Origin of the sequence: Staphylococcus sp. SM3655 (assembly GCF_016917315.1) — a bacterium.
In the GTDB taxonomy this organism is placed as follows: domain Bacteria; phylum Bacillota; class Bacilli; order Staphylococcales; family Staphylococcaceae; genus Staphylococcus; species Staphylococcus aureus.
The window spans coordinates 1,262,256-1,274,292 of the sequence record NZ_CP070305.1; the positions used below are offsets into that span (position 1 = coordinate 1,262,256).

At 36.4% G+C, this 12,037-nt stretch carries 25 protein-coding genes; all 25 read left to right on the top strand.

Features of this window, described 5'->3' with window-relative positions:
* Positions 1-22 precede the first annotated feature (22 nt).
* The 25 genes from rplB to rplQ all read left to right on the top strand — a co-directional run bounded on the left by rplB (position 23) and on the right by rplQ (position 11,982).
* Positions 23-856 carry a 50S ribosomal protein L2 gene (gene rplB / locus JQN76_RS06150; protein WP_000985472.1) on the top strand — a complete coding sequence of 278 codons (834 nt, stop codon included), beginning with the start codon at positions 23-25 and terminating at the stop codon, positions 854-856.
* Positions 857-922: 66 nt separating this feature from the next.
* Positions 923-1,201: a 30S ribosomal protein S19 gene (rpsS, locus tag JQN76_RS06155; protein ID WP_000124353.1), complete on the top strand. Its 279-nt coding sequence runs from the start codon at positions 923-925 to the stop codon at positions 1,199-1,201.
* A 28-nt stretch (positions 1,202-1,229) separates the two neighbouring features.
* A complete protein-coding gene (gene rplV / locus JQN76_RS06160; protein WP_000387527.1) occupies positions 1,230-1,583 on the top strand; it encodes a 50S ribosomal protein L22 in 354 nt (117 codons plus the stop codon).
* Between the two features lie 23 nt (positions 1,584-1,606).
* The gene (rpsC, locus tag JQN76_RS06165; protein WP_000529877.1) at positions 1,607-2,260 is read left to right on the top strand and encodes a 30S ribosomal protein S3; all 654 of its coding nucleotides are present in this window, start codon (positions 1,607-1,609) and stop codon (positions 2,258-2,260) included.
* A gap of 2 nt (positions 2,261-2,262) precedes the next feature.
* Positions 2,263-2,697, top strand: coding sequence for a 50S ribosomal protein L16 (rplP, locus tag JQN76_RS06170; RefSeq protein ID WP_000926310.1), 435 nt, complete (start codon positions 2,263-2,265; stop codon positions 2,695-2,697).
* Positions 2,687-2,896, top strand: coding sequence for a 50S ribosomal protein L29 (gene rpmC / locus JQN76_RS06175; RefSeq protein WP_000644737.1), 210 nt, complete (start codon positions 2,687-2,689; stop codon positions 2,894-2,896). Before rplP ends, rpmC begins: the two co-directional genes overlap by 11 nt.
* Positions 2,897-2,919: 23 nt before the next feature.
* Positions 2,920-3,183, top strand: a complete 264-nt coding sequence (rpsQ, locus tag JQN76_RS06180; protein ID WP_000004086.1) for a 30S ribosomal protein S17 — start codon at positions 2,920-2,922, stop codon at positions 3,181-3,183.
* Between the two features lie 31 nt (positions 3,184-3,214).
* A complete protein-coding gene (rplN, locus tag JQN76_RS06185; protein WP_000615921.1) occupies positions 3,215-3,583 on the top strand; it encodes a 50S ribosomal protein L14 in 369 nt (122 codons plus the stop codon).
* A 35-nt stretch (positions 3,584-3,618) separates the two neighbouring features.
* On the top strand, positions 3,619-3,936 hold the full coding sequence (rplX, locus tag JQN76_RS06190) for a 50S ribosomal protein L24 (protein WP_000547687.1): 318 nt from the start codon (positions 3,619-3,621) through the stop codon (positions 3,934-3,936).
* A gap of 26 nt (positions 3,937-3,962) precedes the next feature.
* Positions 3,963-4,502, top strand: coding sequence for a 50S ribosomal protein L5 (gene rplE, locus JQN76_RS06195; RefSeq protein WP_001080824.1), 540 nt, complete (start codon positions 3,963-3,965; stop codon positions 4,500-4,502).
* A 22-nt stretch (positions 4,503-4,524) separates the two neighbouring features.
* Positions 4,525-4,710: a type Z 30S ribosomal protein S14 gene (locus JQN76_RS06200; RefSeq protein ID WP_001140799.1), complete on the top strand. Its 186-nt coding sequence runs from the start codon at positions 4,525-4,527 to the stop codon at positions 4,708-4,710.
* Between the two features lie 31 nt (positions 4,711-4,741).
* Positions 4,742-5,140: a 30S ribosomal protein S8 gene (gene rpsH, locus JQN76_RS06205; protein WP_000178881.1), complete on the top strand. Its 399-nt coding sequence runs from the start codon at positions 4,742-4,744 to the stop codon at positions 5,138-5,140.
* Between the two features lie 24 nt (positions 5,141-5,164).
* A complete protein-coding gene (rplF, locus tag JQN76_RS06210) occupies positions 5,165-5,701 on the top strand; it encodes a 50S ribosomal protein L6 (RefSeq protein WP_000091975.1) in 537 nt (178 codons plus the stop codon).
* Between the two features lie 30 nt (positions 5,702-5,731).
* Entirely contained in the window at positions 5,732-6,091 is a 360-nt protein-coding gene (gene rplR, locus JQN76_RS06215; RefSeq protein WP_000623881.1) for a 50S ribosomal protein L18, read from the top strand.
* Positions 6,092-6,111: 20 nt separating this feature from the next.
* On the top strand, positions 6,112-6,612 hold the full coding sequence (gene rpsE, locus JQN76_RS06220) for a 30S ribosomal protein S5 (RefSeq protein WP_000113851.1): 501 nt from the start codon (positions 6,112-6,114) through the stop codon (positions 6,610-6,612).
* Positions 6,613-6,628: 16 nt separating this feature from the next.
* A complete protein-coding gene (gene rpmD / locus JQN76_RS06225) occupies positions 6,629-6,808 on the top strand; it encodes a 50S ribosomal protein L30 (RefSeq protein WP_001096577.1) in 180 nt (59 codons plus the stop codon).
* Positions 6,809-6,824: 16 nt separating this feature from the next.
* Positions 6,825-7,265 (top strand): 50S ribosomal protein L15, encoded by a 441-nt coding sequence (rplO, locus tag JQN76_RS06230; protein WP_000766074.1) that lies wholly within the window; start codon positions 6,825-6,827, stop codon positions 7,263-7,265.
* A complete protein-coding gene (gene secY, locus JQN76_RS06235; protein ID WP_000616784.1) occupies positions 7,265-8,557 on the top strand; it encodes a preprotein translocase subunit SecY in 1,293 nt (430 codons plus the stop codon). The genes rplO and secY overlap by 1 nt, the downstream gene beginning before the upstream one ends.
* Positions 8,558-8,573: 16 nt before the next feature.
* Entirely contained in the window at positions 8,574-9,221 is a 648-nt protein-coding gene (locus tag JQN76_RS06240) for an adenylate kinase (RefSeq protein WP_001021468.1), read from the top strand.
* A gap of 192 nt (positions 9,222-9,413) precedes the next feature.
* The gene (infA, locus tag JQN76_RS06245) at positions 9,414-9,632 is read left to right on the top strand and encodes a translation initiation factor IF-1 (protein ID WP_001118443.1); all 219 of its coding nucleotides are present in this window, start codon (positions 9,414-9,416) and stop codon (positions 9,630-9,632) included.
* Between the two features lie 31 nt (positions 9,633-9,663).
* Positions 9,664-9,777: a 50S ribosomal protein L36 gene (gene rpmJ / locus JQN76_RS06250; protein WP_000868342.1), complete on the top strand. Its 114-nt coding sequence runs from the start codon at positions 9,664-9,666 to the stop codon at positions 9,775-9,777.
* A 22-nt stretch (positions 9,778-9,799) separates the two neighbouring features.
* Positions 9,800-10,165 (top strand): 30S ribosomal protein S13, encoded by a 366-nt coding sequence (gene rpsM, locus JQN76_RS06255; RefSeq protein ID WP_000090796.1) that lies wholly within the window; start codon positions 9,800-9,802, stop codon positions 10,163-10,165.
* A gap of 23 nt (positions 10,166-10,188) precedes the next feature.
* Entirely contained in the window at positions 10,189-10,578 is a 390-nt protein-coding gene (gene rpsK / locus JQN76_RS06260; RefSeq protein WP_000101625.1) for a 30S ribosomal protein S11, read from the top strand.
* Positions 10,579-10,652: 74 nt separating this feature from the next.
* A complete protein-coding gene (locus tag JQN76_RS06265; protein WP_000569649.1) occupies positions 10,653-11,597 on the top strand; it encodes a DNA-directed RNA polymerase subunit alpha in 945 nt (314 codons plus the stop codon).
* A gap of 16 nt (positions 11,598-11,613) precedes the next feature.
* Positions 11,614-11,982: a 50S ribosomal protein L17 gene (gene rplQ, locus JQN76_RS06270; protein ID WP_000542274.1), complete on the top strand. Its 369-nt coding sequence runs from the start codon at positions 11,614-11,616 to the stop codon at positions 11,980-11,982.
* The last annotated feature ends 55 nt before the right edge of the window (positions 11,983-12,037 follow it).

The window sequence follows — 12,037 nt, forward strand, 5'->3', positions numbered from 1 at the left end:
ACCATTAAGGAGGTAAGCGACAATGGCTATTAAAAAGTATAAGCCAATAACAAATGGTCGTCGTAATATGACTTCGTTAGATTTCGCAGAAATCACGAAAACTACACCTGAAAAGTCATTATTAAAACCGCTACCGAAAAAAGCGGGACGTAACAACCAAGGTAAATTGACTGTAAGACACCATGGTGGTGGACACAAACGTCAATACCGTGTTATCGATTTCAAACGTAACAAAGATGGTATCAATGCAAAAGTTGATTCTATTCAATATGATCCAAACCGCTCAGCAAACATCGCTTTAGTTGTATATGCAGACGGTGAAAAACGATATATCATTGCTCCTAAAGGATTAGAAGTAGGTCAAATCGTTGAAAGTGGTGCTGAAGCTGACATCAAAGTTGGTAACGCATTACCATTACAAAACATTCCAGTTGGTACAGTAGTACACAACATCGAGCTTAAACCTGGTAAAGGTGGACAAATCGCTCGTTCAGCTGGTGCAAGTGCTCAAGTACTTGGTAAAGAAGGTAAATACGTATTAATCAGATTAAGATCTGGTGAAGTTCGTATGATCTTATCTACTTGCCGTGCTACAATCGGTCAAGTTGGTAACCTACAACACGAATTAGTTAACGTTGGTAAAGCCGGACGTTCAAGATGGAAAGGTATCCGTCCAACAGTTCGTGGTTCTGTAATGAACCCTAACGATCACCCACACGGTGGTGGTGAAGGTCGTGCTCCTATCGGTAGACCATCTCCAATGTCACCATGGGGTAAACCTACGCTTGGTAAGAAAACTCGTCGTGGTAAAAAATCATCAGACAAACTTATCGTTCGTGGACGTAAGAAAAAATAATATAATCAACTTATTTGGGTGTGCGGCTTAAAGCTGCACGCACATAATAAGAAGGGAGGCGCCCAAATGGCTCGTAGTATTAAAAAAGGACCTTTCGTCGATGAGCATTTAATGAAAAAAGTTGAAGCTCAAGAAGGAAGCGAAAAGAAACAAGTAATCAAAACATGGTCACGTCGTTCTACAATTTTCCCTAATTTCATCGGACATACTTTTGCAGTATACGACGGACGTAAACACGTACCTGTATATGTAACTGAAGATATGGTAGGTCATAAATTAGGTGAGTTTGCTCCTACTCGTACATTCAAAGGACACGTTGCAGACGACAAGAAAACAAGAAGATAATATCTATTAAGTAGAGGAGGACATCCTAATGGAAGCAAAAGCGGTTGCTAGAACAATAAGAATCGCACCTCGTAAAGTAAGACTAGTTCTTGACTTAATCAGAGGTAAAAATGCTGCTGAAGCTATTGCAATTTTAAAATTAACAAACAAAGCTTCATCACCAGTAATTGAAAAAGTATTAATGTCCGCTTTAGCTAATGCTGAACATAACTATGACATGAACACAGATGAATTAGTAGTTAAAGAAGCATATGCTAACGAAGGACCAACATTAAAACGTTTCCGTCCACGTGCGCAAGGTCGTGCAAGTGCGATTAACAAACGTACAAGCCACATTACAATCGTCGTAAGTGACGGTAAAGAAGAAGCTAAAGAAGCTTAATTAACTTTTAAGGAGGGAATACTGTGGGTCAAAAAATTAATCCAATCGGACTTCGTGTTGGTATTATCCGTGATTGGGAAGCTAAATGGTATGCTGAAAAAGACTTCGCTTCACTTTTACACGAAGATTTAAAAATCCGTAAATTTATTGATAATGAATTAAAAGAAGCATCAGTTTCTCACGTAGAGATTGAACGTGCTGCAAACCGTATCAACATTGCAATTCATACTGGTAAACCTGGTATGGTAATTGGTAAAGGCGGTTCAGAAATCGAAAAATTACGCAACAAATTAAATGCGTTAACTGATAAAAAAGTACACATCAACGTAATTGAAATCAAAAAAGTTGATCTTGACGCTCGTTTAGTAGCTGAAAACATCGCACGTCAATTAGAAAACCGTGCTTCATTCCGTCGTGTACAAAAACAAGCAATCACTAGAGCTATGAAACTTGGTGCTAAAGGTATCAAAACTCAAGTATCTGGTCGTTTAGGCGGAGCTGACATCGCTCGTGCTGAACAATATTCAGAAGGAACTGTTCCACTTCATACGTTACGTGCTGACATCGATTATGCACACGCTGAAGCTGACACTACTTACGGTAAATTAGGCGTTAAAGTATGGATCTATCGTGGAGAAGTTCTTCCTACTAAGAACACTAGTGGAGGAGGAAAATAATAATGTTACTACCAAAACGTGTAAAATATCGTCGTCAACATCGTCCTAAAACAACTGGTCGTTCTAAAGGCGGTAACTACGTAACATTTGGTGAGTTTGGTTTACAAGCTACAACAACGTCTTGGATCACATCTCGTCAAATCGAATCTGCTCGTATAGCAATGACACGTTACATGAAACGTGGCGGGAAAGTTTGGATTAAAATCTTCCCACATACACCATATACTAAAAAACCTTTAGAAGTACGTATGGGTGCTGGTAAAGGTGCGGTTGAAGGCTGGATCGCAGTTGTTAAACCAGGTAGAATTTTATTCGAAGTTGCTGGCGTTTCTGAAGAAGTTGCGCGTGAAGCACTACGTTTAGCAAGTCACAAACTTCCAGTAAAAACTAAGTTTGTAAAACGTGAGGAATTGGGTGGTGAAACAAATGAAAGCTAAGGAAATTAGAGACTTAACCACTTCAGAAATCGAAGAACAAATCAAATCTTCAAAAGAAGAGCTTTTTAACCTACGCTTTCAGTTAGCTACAGGTCAATTAGAAGAAACTGCACGTATTCGTACAGTAAGAAAAACGATTGCACGTCTAAAAACTGTTGCTCGTGAAAGAGAAATTGAACAAAGTAAGGCTAATCAATAATTAAGTAAGAGGAGGTTACAAAAGTGAGCGAAAGAAACGATCGTAAAGTTTATGTAGGTAAAGTTGTTTCAGACAAAATGGACAAGACTATTACAGTACTTGTTGAAACTTACAAAACACACAAATTATACGGTAAACGAGTAAAATACTCTAAAAAATACAAAACTCATGATGAAAACAATTCAGCTAAATTAGGAGACATTGTTAAAATTCAAGAAACTCGTCCTTTATCAGCAACAAAACGTTTTCGTTTAGTAGAGATTGTTGAAGAGTCAGTAATTATTTAATACAAGTTTAGAGATAAGGGAGGTTTAACTAATGATCCAACAAGAAACACGCTTGAAAGTAGCAGACAACTCTGGTGCTCGTGAAGTTCTTACAATCAAAGTATTAGGTGGATCTGGTCGTAAAACAGCAAACATCGGCGATGTTATCGTATGTACTGTTAAAAATGCAACACCAGGTGGCGTTGTTAAAAAAGGTGACGTTGTCAAAGCTGTAATCGTACGTACTAAGTCAGGTGTTCGTCGTAATGACGGTTCATACATCAAATTTGATGAAAATGCATGTGTTATCATCCGTGATGACAAAGGCCCACGTGGTACTCGTATCTTCGGACCTGTTGCTCGTGAATTACGTGAAGGTAACTTCATGAAAATCGTATCATTAGCACCAGAAGTACTTTAATTAATAACAACCAATACAAATAAGGAGGTGCCCACATGCATATCAAAAAAGGTGACAACGTTAAAGTTATCGCAGGTAAAGACAAAGGTAAAGAAGGTAAAGTAATTGCTACTCTACCTAAAAAAGACCGTGTCGTTGTGGAAGGTGTTAACATTATGAAAAAACACCAAAAACCAACTCAATTAAATCCTGAAGGTGGAATCTTAGAAACAGAGGCAGCAATCCATGTTTCTAATGTACAATTATTGGACCCTAAAACAAACGAACCAACTCGTGTAGGTTACAAATTTGTTGATGGTAAAAAAGTTCGTATCGCTAAAAAATCTGGCGAAGAAATTAAATCTAATAATTAATAACAAGTTGAAAGGAGGATCCCACTTTGAACCGTTTAAAAGAAAAGTTTAACACTGAAGTTACTGAAAACTTAATGAAAAAATTCAATTATAGTTCAGTAATGGAAGTACCAAAAATAGATAAAATCGTTGTGAACATGGGTGTAGGTGACGCAGTACAAAATTCTAAAGTATTAGACAATGCTGTTGAAGAATTAGAATTGATCACTGGTCAAAAACCATTAGTAACTAAAGCTAAAAAATCAATCGCGACTTTCCGTTTACGTGAAGGTATGCCAATCGGTGCGAAAGTAACACTTCGCGGTGAAAGAATGTATGAATTCTTAGACAAATTAATTTCAGTATCATTACCACGTGTACGTGACTTCCAAGGTGTTTCTAAAAAAGCATTTGACGGACGCGGTAACTACACTTTAGGTGTTAAAGAACAATTAATTTTCCCAGAAATCGACTATGATAAAGTAAGTAAAGTTAGAGGAATGGATATTGTTATCGTAACGACTGCTAACACTGATGAAGAAGCTCGTGAATTGTTAGCTAACTTCGGTATGCCATTCCGTAAATAATTATTTAAAGGAGGCTAATTAAGTGGCTAAAACTTCAATGGTTGCTAAGCAACAAAAAAAACAAAAATATGCAGTTCGTGAATACACTCGTTGTGAACGTTGTGGCCGTCCACATTCTGTATATCGTAAATTTAAATTATGCCGTATTTGTTTCCGTGAATTAGCTTACAAAGGCCAAATCCCTGGCGTTCGTAAAGCTAGCTGGTAATAAAAAAGAGTCTGAAAGGAGGCAACAATCAATGACAATGACAGATCCAATCGCAGATATGCTTACTCGTGTAAGAAACGCAAACATGGTGCGTCACGAGAAGTTAGAATTACCTGCATCAAATATTAAAAAAGAAATTGCTGAAATCTTAAAGAGTGAAGGTTTCATTAAAAATGTTGAATACGTAGAAGATGATAAACAAGGTGTACTTCGTTTATTCTTAAAATATGGTCAAAACGATGAGCGTGTTATCACAGGATTAAAACGTATTTCAAAACCAGGTTTACGTGTTTATGCAAAAGCTAGCGAAATGCCTAAAGTATTAAATGGTTTAGGTATTGCATTAGTATCAACTTCTGAAGGTGTAATCACTGACAAAGAAGCAAGAAAACGTAATGTTGGTGGAGAAATTATCGCATACGTTTGGTAATAAAAAATAAGGAGGTGCCATAACATGAGTCGTGTTGGTAAGAAAATTATTGACATCCCTAGTGACGTAACAGTAACTTTTGATGGAAATCATGTAACTGTTAAAGGTCCTAAAGGTGAATTATCAAGAACTTTAAATGAAAGAATGACATTCAAACAAGAAGAAAACACAATTGAAGTTGTAAGACCATCTGATTCTAAAGAAGATAGAACAAACCATGGTACAACTCGTGCTTTATTAAACAATATGGTACAAGGTGTTTCTCAAGGATACGTAAAAGTACTTGAACTTGTTGGTGTAGGTTACCGTGCTCAAATGCAAGGTAAAGACTTAATCCTTAACGTTGGTTATTCTCACCCAGTAGAAATTAAAGCTGAAGAAAACATTACTTTCTCAGTTGAGAAAAACACAGTCGTTAAAGTTGAAGGTATTTCAAAAGAACAAGTTGGAGCATTAGCATCTAACATCCGTTCAGTAAGACCTCCAGAGCCTTACAAAGGTAAAGGTATTCGTTACCAAGGTGAATACGTTCGCCGTAAAGAAGGTAAAACTGGTAAATAATAGATAAACTCTAAAGAAAGGAGTATTGAAATGATCAGTAAAATTGATAAAAATAAAGTGCGTTTAAAAAGACATGCTCGTGTTCGTACTAACTTATCAGGTACAGCTGAAAAGCCACGTTTAAACGTATATCGTTCAAACAAGCATATCTACGCTCAAATTATTGATGATAATAAAGGCGTAACATTAGCTCAAGCTTCTTCAAAAGACAGCGACATTGCTACTACAGCAACTAAAGTTGAATTAGCAACTAAAGTCGGTGAAGCAATTGCTAAAAAAGCTGCTGACAAAGGCATTAAAGAAATCGTATTTGACCGTGGAGGATATTTATATCACGGACGTGTTAAAGCATTAGCTGAAGCAGCAAGAGAAAGCGGATTAGAATTTTAATTTAAAGGAGGGACAAATACATGGCTCGTAGAGAAGAAGAGACGAAAGAATTTGAAGAACGCGTTGTTACAATCAACCGTGTAGCAAAAGTTGTAAAAGGTGGTCGTCGTTTCCGTTTCACTGCATTAGTTGTAGTTGGAGACAAAAATGGTCGTGTAGGTTTCGGTACTGGTAAAGCTCAAGAGGTACCAGAAGCAATCAAAAAAGCTGTTGAAGCAGCTAAAAAAGATTTAGTAGTTGTTCCACGTGTTGAAGGTACAACTCCACACACAATTACTGGCCGTTACGGTTCAGGAAGCGTATTTATGAAACCGGCTGCACCTGGTACAGGAGTTATCGCTGGTGGTCCTGTTCGTGCCGTACTTGAATTAGCAGGTATCACTGATATCTTAAGTAAATCATTAGGATCAAACACACCAATCAACATGGTTCGTGCTACAATCGATGGTTTACAAAACCTTAAAAATGCTGAAGATGTTGCGAAATTACGTGGCAAAACAGTAGAAGAATTATACAATTAAGGAGGGAAAACTAGTTATGGCTAAATTACAAATTACCCTCACTCGTAGTGTTATTGGTCGTCCTGAAACACAACGTAAAACTGTTGAAGCTTTAGGTCTTAAAAAGACTAACAGTTCAGTAGTTGTTGAAGATAACCCTGCTATTCGTGGGCAAATCAACAAAGTTAAGCACTTAGTAACAGTAGAAGAAAAATAATCAAGGAGGTGCCGAAATGAAATTACATGAGTTAAAACCGGCAGAAGGTTCACGTAAAGAACGCAATCGTGTTGGACGTGGTGTTGCGACAGGTAATGGTAAAACAAGTGGTCGCGGACACAAAGGTCAAAAAGCTCGTTCAGGCGGTGGTGTAAGACCAGGATTTGAAGGTGGTCAATTACCATTATTCCGTCGTTTACCAAAACGTGGTTTTACTAACATAAATCGTAAAGAATATGCTATTGTTAACTTAGACCAACTTAATAAATTTGAAGATGGTACTGAAGTAACTCCAGCTTTATTAGTAGAATCTGGTGTTGTTAAGAATGAAAAATCTGGTATCAAAATACTAGGTAATGGTTCACTTGATAAGAAATTGACAGTGAAAGCTCATAAATTCTCAGCTTCAGCAGCAGAAGCTATTGATGCTAAAGGTGGAGCACACGAGGTGATCTAATGATTCAAACCCTTGTGAACTTCTTTAGAACAAAAGAGGTTCGTAACAAGATTTTCTTCACACTAGCAATGTTAGTAATTTTTAAAATAGGGACTTATATACCAGCTCCAGGAGTAAATCCTGCAGCTTTTGATAATCCCCAAGGTTCTCAAGGTGCCACTGAGTTATTAAATACTTTTGGTGGCGGAGCCTTGAAACGATTTTCTATTTTTGCAATGGGTATTGTACCCTACATCACTGCATCAATCGTAATGCAATTATTACAAATGGATATTGTCCCTAAATTCTCAGAATGGGCAAAACAAGGTGAAGTAGGTAGAAGAAAGTTAAATAACGTTACTCGTTATTTAGCAATTTCTTTAGCATTTATCCAATCTATAGGTATGGCATTCCAATTTAATAATTATCTCAAAGGTGCGCTGATTATCAATCAGTCAATTATGAGTTATTTATTAATAGCACTAGTTTTGACAGCAGGAACTGCTTTCTTAATATGGCTTGGTGATCAAATCACTCAGTTCGGTGTTGGTAATGGTATTTCTATTATCATATTTGCGGGTATTTTATCAACGTTGCCAGCCAGTCTAATTCAATTTGGACAAACTGCGTTCGTTGGGCAAGAAGATACATCATTAGCATGGTTGAAAGTATTAGGACTTTTAGTGTCACTGATACTATTAACAGTAGGTGCTATTTATGTACTTGAAGCCGTTCGTAAAATTCCGATTCAATATGCTAAGAAACAAACTGCTCAAAGATTAGGTTCACAGGCAACTTATCTACCTTTAAAAGTGAACTCAGCCGGTGTTATTCCTGTAATCTTTGCAATGGCGTTCTTCTTACTGCCTAGAACATTAACGTTGTTCTATCCAGATAAAGAATGGGCACAAAACATTGCGAATGCTGCAAATCCTTCAAGTAATGTTGGTATGGTTGTATATATTGTACTAATTATACTATTCACATACTTCTATGCATTTGTACAAGTTAATCCGGAAAAAATGGCTGATAACCTTAAGAAACAAGGTAGCTATGTTCCAGGTATTAGACCTGGTGAACAAACCAAAAAATATATTACTAAAGTTTTATATCGTTTAACTTTTGTAGGTTCTATCTTCTTAGCCGTTATTTCAATTCTACCGATATTAGCAACTAAGTTTATGGGATTACCACAATCAATTCAGATTGGTGGTACAAGTTTACTTATCGTTATTGGTGTAGCGATTGAAACAATGAAATCTTTAGAAGCACAAGTATCTCAAAAAGAATATAAAGGCTTTGGTGGTAGATAATTTTAGGAGGGCACTTATGAATATCATTTTGATGGGTTTACCTGGCGCAGGTAAAGGAACTCAAGCAAGTGAAATTGTCAAGAAATTCCCAATACCCCACATTTCAACTGGTGACATGTTCAGAAAAGCTATAAAAGAAGAAACTGAATTAGGTAAAGAAGCTAAGTCTTATATGGACCGTGGCGAATTAGTTCCTGATGAAGTGACTGTAGGTATCGTTAAGGAAAGAATTTCTGAAGACGATGCAAAAAAAGGCTTTTTATTAGATGGCTTCCCAAGAACAATCGAGCAAGCTGAGGCATTAAATAATATTATGTCTGAGCTTGACAGAAACATTGATGCTGTCATCAATATCGAAGTTCCGGAAGAAGAATTAATGAACCGTCTTACAGGTCGTCGAATCTGTGAGTCATGTGGTACAACGTATCATCTTGTATTTAATCCTCCGAAGGTCGAAGGTATTTGTGATATCGATGGTGGTAAATTGTATCAACGAGAAGATGATAATCCTGAAACGGTAGCTAATCGTTTGAGTGTTAATATTAAACAATCTAAGCCTATTTTAGATTTCTATGATCAAAAAGGTGTATTGAAAAATATTGATGGTTCAAAAGATATTAGCGACGTTACCAAAGATGTCATTGATATTTTAGATCATTTGTAATAGATCAACTTTTAGCGGTCTATTTTAAGTGAGGCATGATTTAATCATATTAGATAGATGAGAGTGGCAATTAACGATAATTAATTCCCGTAATTTTTGTTTAACTTATAAAATTAATCACTGATAGATTCGTAACAATAAAGTTGTCTATTGACGATTACCTTACTATTGCAAAAAGGGGGAAGTTAATCAATGGCTAAACAAGATGTAATTGAATTAGAAGGTACTGTATTAGATACTTTACCGAACGCAATGTTTAAAGTAGAATTAGAAAATGGTCATGAGATTTTAGCTCACGTAAGTGGTAAAATCAGAATGAATTACATTCGTATTCTACCTGGCGACAAAGTAACTGTTGAGATGTCTCCGTACGATTTAACACGCGGAAGAATTACTTATCGTTATAAATAATCGTCACTCCATAATATAGGGAGGTATAAAAATGAAAGTAAGACCATCAGTAAAACCTATTTGCGAAAAATGTAAAGTCATTAAACGTAAAGGTAAAGTAATGGTAATTTGTGAAAATCCAAAACACAAACAAAGACAAGGTTAATAAAAGAGAGGTGTAAATTAATATGGCACGTATTGCAGGAGTAGATATTCCACGTGAAAAACGCGTAGTTATCTCATTAACTTATATATACGGTATCGGTACGTCAACTGCTCAAAAAATTCTTGAAGAAGCTAACGTATCAGCTGATACTCGTGTGAAAGATTTAACTGATGACGAATTAGGTCGCATCCGTGAAGTTGTAGACGGTTATAAAGTCGAAGGTGACTTACGTCGTGAAACTAACTTAAATATCAAACGTTTAATGGAAATTTCATCATACCGTGGTATCCGTCACCGTCGTGGTTTACCAGTTCGTGGTCAAAAAACGAAAAACAACGCGCGTACTCGTAAAGGACCAGTTAAAACGGTAGCTAACAAGAAAAAATAATAGGTAAAGGAGGCAAATTTTAAATGGCACGTAAACAAGTATCTCGTAAACGTAGAGTGAAAAAGAATATTGAAAATGGTGTAGCACACATCCGTTCAACATTCAACAACACTATTGTAACTATCACTGATGAGTTCGGTAATGCTTTATCATGGTCATCAGCTGGTGCATTAGGATTCAAAGGATCTAAAAAATCAACACCATTTGCAGCACAAATGGCTTCTGAAACTGCATCTAAATCAGCTATGGAGCATGGTTTAAAAACAGTTGAAGTAACAGTTAAAGGACCTGGTCCAGGTCGTGAATCAGCTATTCGTGCATTACAATCTGCAGGTTTAGAAGTAACTGCGATCAGAGACGTTACTCCAGTACCTCATAACGGTTGTCGTCCACCAAAACGTCGTCGTGTATAATTTATGATGGTATTGTTACAGGTCACTGAGCAAACATTTTAAATTAAGTCGACGTATATAAGGAGGATATTTAAATGATAGAAATCGAAAAACCTAGAATTGAGACAATTGAAATTAGTGAAGATGCTAAATTCGGTAAGTTCGTTGTTGAACCACTAGAACGTGGCTACGGTACTACACTAGGAAACTCCTTACGTCGTATCCTACTATCTTCATTACCAGGTGCAGCCGTTAAGTATATTGAAATTGAGGGAGTTTTACATGAATTCTCAGCAGTAGACAATGTAGTTGAAGATGTTTCTACAATTATTATGAACATTAAACAATTAGCATTGAAAATTTACTCTGAAGAAGATAAAACTTTAGAAATTGATGTACGTGATGAAGGCGAAGTAACAGCAAGCGACATTACACATGATAGTGATGTTGAAATTTTAAACCCAGAGCTTAAAATTGCAACAGTATCTAAAGGTGGTCACTTAAAAATTCGTCTAGTTGCTAACAAGGGTAGAGGTTACGCATTAGCAGAACAAAATAATACTAGTGATTTACCAATTGGTGTAATCCCTGTTGATTCATTGTATTCACCTGTTGAACGTGTGAACTATACTGTTGAAAATACACGTGTAGGTCAAAGCAGTGATTTTGATAAATTAACATTGGATGTTTGGACTAATGGTTCAATCACACCACAAGAATCAGTTTCATTAGCAGCAAAAATAATGACTGAACACTTGAATATCTTCGTTGGTCTTACTGATGAAGCGCAAAACGCTGAAATCATGATTGAAAAAGAAGAAGATCAAAAAGAAAAAGTATTAGAAATGTCTATTGAAGAATTAGACTTATCTGTACGTTCATATAACTGCTTAAAACGCGCAGGAATCAATTCTGTTCAAGAGTTAGCTGACAAATCTGAAGCTGACATGATGAAAGTGCGTAATTTAGGTCGTAAATCTTTAGAAGAAGTTAAATACAAATTAGAAGATTTAGGATTAGGATTAAGAAAAGAAGATTGATAAAGGAGGTTAACTCATGGGTTACAGAAAATTAGGTCGTACTTCTGATCAACGTAAAGCTATGTTACGTGACTTAGCTACATCACTTATTATTAGTGAACGTATTGAAACTACAGAAGCTCGTGCAAAAGAAGTTCGCAGTGTTGTTGAGAAATTAATCACTTTAGGTAAAAAAGGAGATTTAGCTTCTCGTCGTAATGCAGCTAAAACTTTACGTAATGTTGAAATCTTAAACGAAGATGAAACTACACAAACTGCACTTCAAAAATTATTTGGTGAAATCGCAGAGCGTTACACAGAACGTCAAGGTGGTTACACTCGTATCCTTAAACAAGGCCCTCGTCGCGGTGACGGTGCTGAATCAGTAATTATCGAATTAGTATAAGAATTTATATAAATACACTAACTACTTTTATATAAAGCAAATGAGTGCAACGATA

Coding starts and splice junctions, on each gene's coding strand:
- rplB (WP_000985472.1), top strand. CDS start 23: ATGGCTATTAAAAAGTATAAGCCAATAACAAATGGTCGTCGTAATATG.
- rpsS (WP_000124353.1), top strand. CDS start 923: ATGGCTCGTAGTATTAAAAAAGGACCTTTCGTCGATGAGCATTTAATG.
- rplV (WP_000387527.1), top strand. CDS start 1,230: ATGGAAGCAAAAGCGGTTGCTAGAACAATAAGAATCGCACCTCGTAAA.
- rplP (WP_000926310.1), top strand. CDS start 2,263: ATGTTACTACCAAAACGTGTAAAATATCGTCGTCAACATCGTCCTAAA.
- rpmC (WP_000644737.1), top strand. CDS start 2,687: ATGAAAGCTAAGGAAATTAGAGACTTAACCACTTCAGAAATCGAAGAA.
- rplN (WP_000615921.1), top strand. CDS start 3,215: ATGATCCAACAAGAAACACGCTTGAAAGTAGCAGACAACTCTGGTGCT.
- rplX (WP_000547687.1), top strand. CDS start 3,619: ATGCATATCAAAAAAGGTGACAACGTTAAAGTTATCGCAGGTAAAGAC.
- rpsH (WP_000178881.1), top strand. CDS start 4,742: ATGACAATGACAGATCCAATCGCAGATATGCTTACTCGTGTAAGAAAC.
- rplF (WP_000091975.1), top strand. CDS start 5,165: ATGAGTCGTGTTGGTAAGAAAATTATTGACATCCCTAGTGACGTAACA.
- rplR (WP_000623881.1), top strand. CDS start 5,732: ATGATCAGTAAAATTGATAAAAATAAAGTGCGTTTAAAAAGACATGCT.
- rpsE (WP_000113851.1), top strand. CDS start 6,112: ATGGCTCGTAGAGAAGAAGAGACGAAAGAATTTGAAGAACGCGTTGTT.
- rpmD (WP_001096577.1), top strand. CDS start 6,629: ATGGCTAAATTACAAATTACCCTCACTCGTAGTGTTATTGGTCGTCCT.
- rplO (WP_000766074.1), top strand. CDS start 6,825: ATGAAATTACATGAGTTAAAACCGGCAGAAGGTTCACGTAAAGAACGC.
- secY (WP_000616784.1), top strand. CDS start 7,265: ATGATTCAAACCCTTGTGAACTTCTTTAGAACAAAAGAGGTTCGTAAC.
- JQN76_RS06240 (WP_001021468.1), top strand. CDS start 8,574: ATGAATATCATTTTGATGGGTTTACCTGGCGCAGGTAAAGGAACTCAA.
- infA (WP_001118443.1), top strand. CDS start 9,414: ATGGCTAAACAAGATGTAATTGAATTAGAAGGTACTGTATTAGATACT.
- rpmJ (WP_000868342.1), top strand. CDS start 9,664: ATGAAAGTAAGACCATCAGTAAAACCTATTTGCGAAAAATGTAAAGTC.
- rpsM (WP_000090796.1), top strand. CDS start 9,800: ATGGCACGTATTGCAGGAGTAGATATTCCACGTGAAAAACGCGTAGTT.
- rpsK (WP_000101625.1), top strand. CDS start 10,189: ATGGCACGTAAACAAGTATCTCGTAAACGTAGAGTGAAAAAGAATATT.
- JQN76_RS06265 (WP_000569649.1), top strand. CDS start 10,653: ATGATAGAAATCGAAAAACCTAGAATTGAGACAATTGAAATTAGTGAA.
- rplQ (WP_000542274.1), top strand. CDS start 11,614: ATGGGTTACAGAAAATTAGGTCGTACTTCTGATCAACGTAAAGCTATG.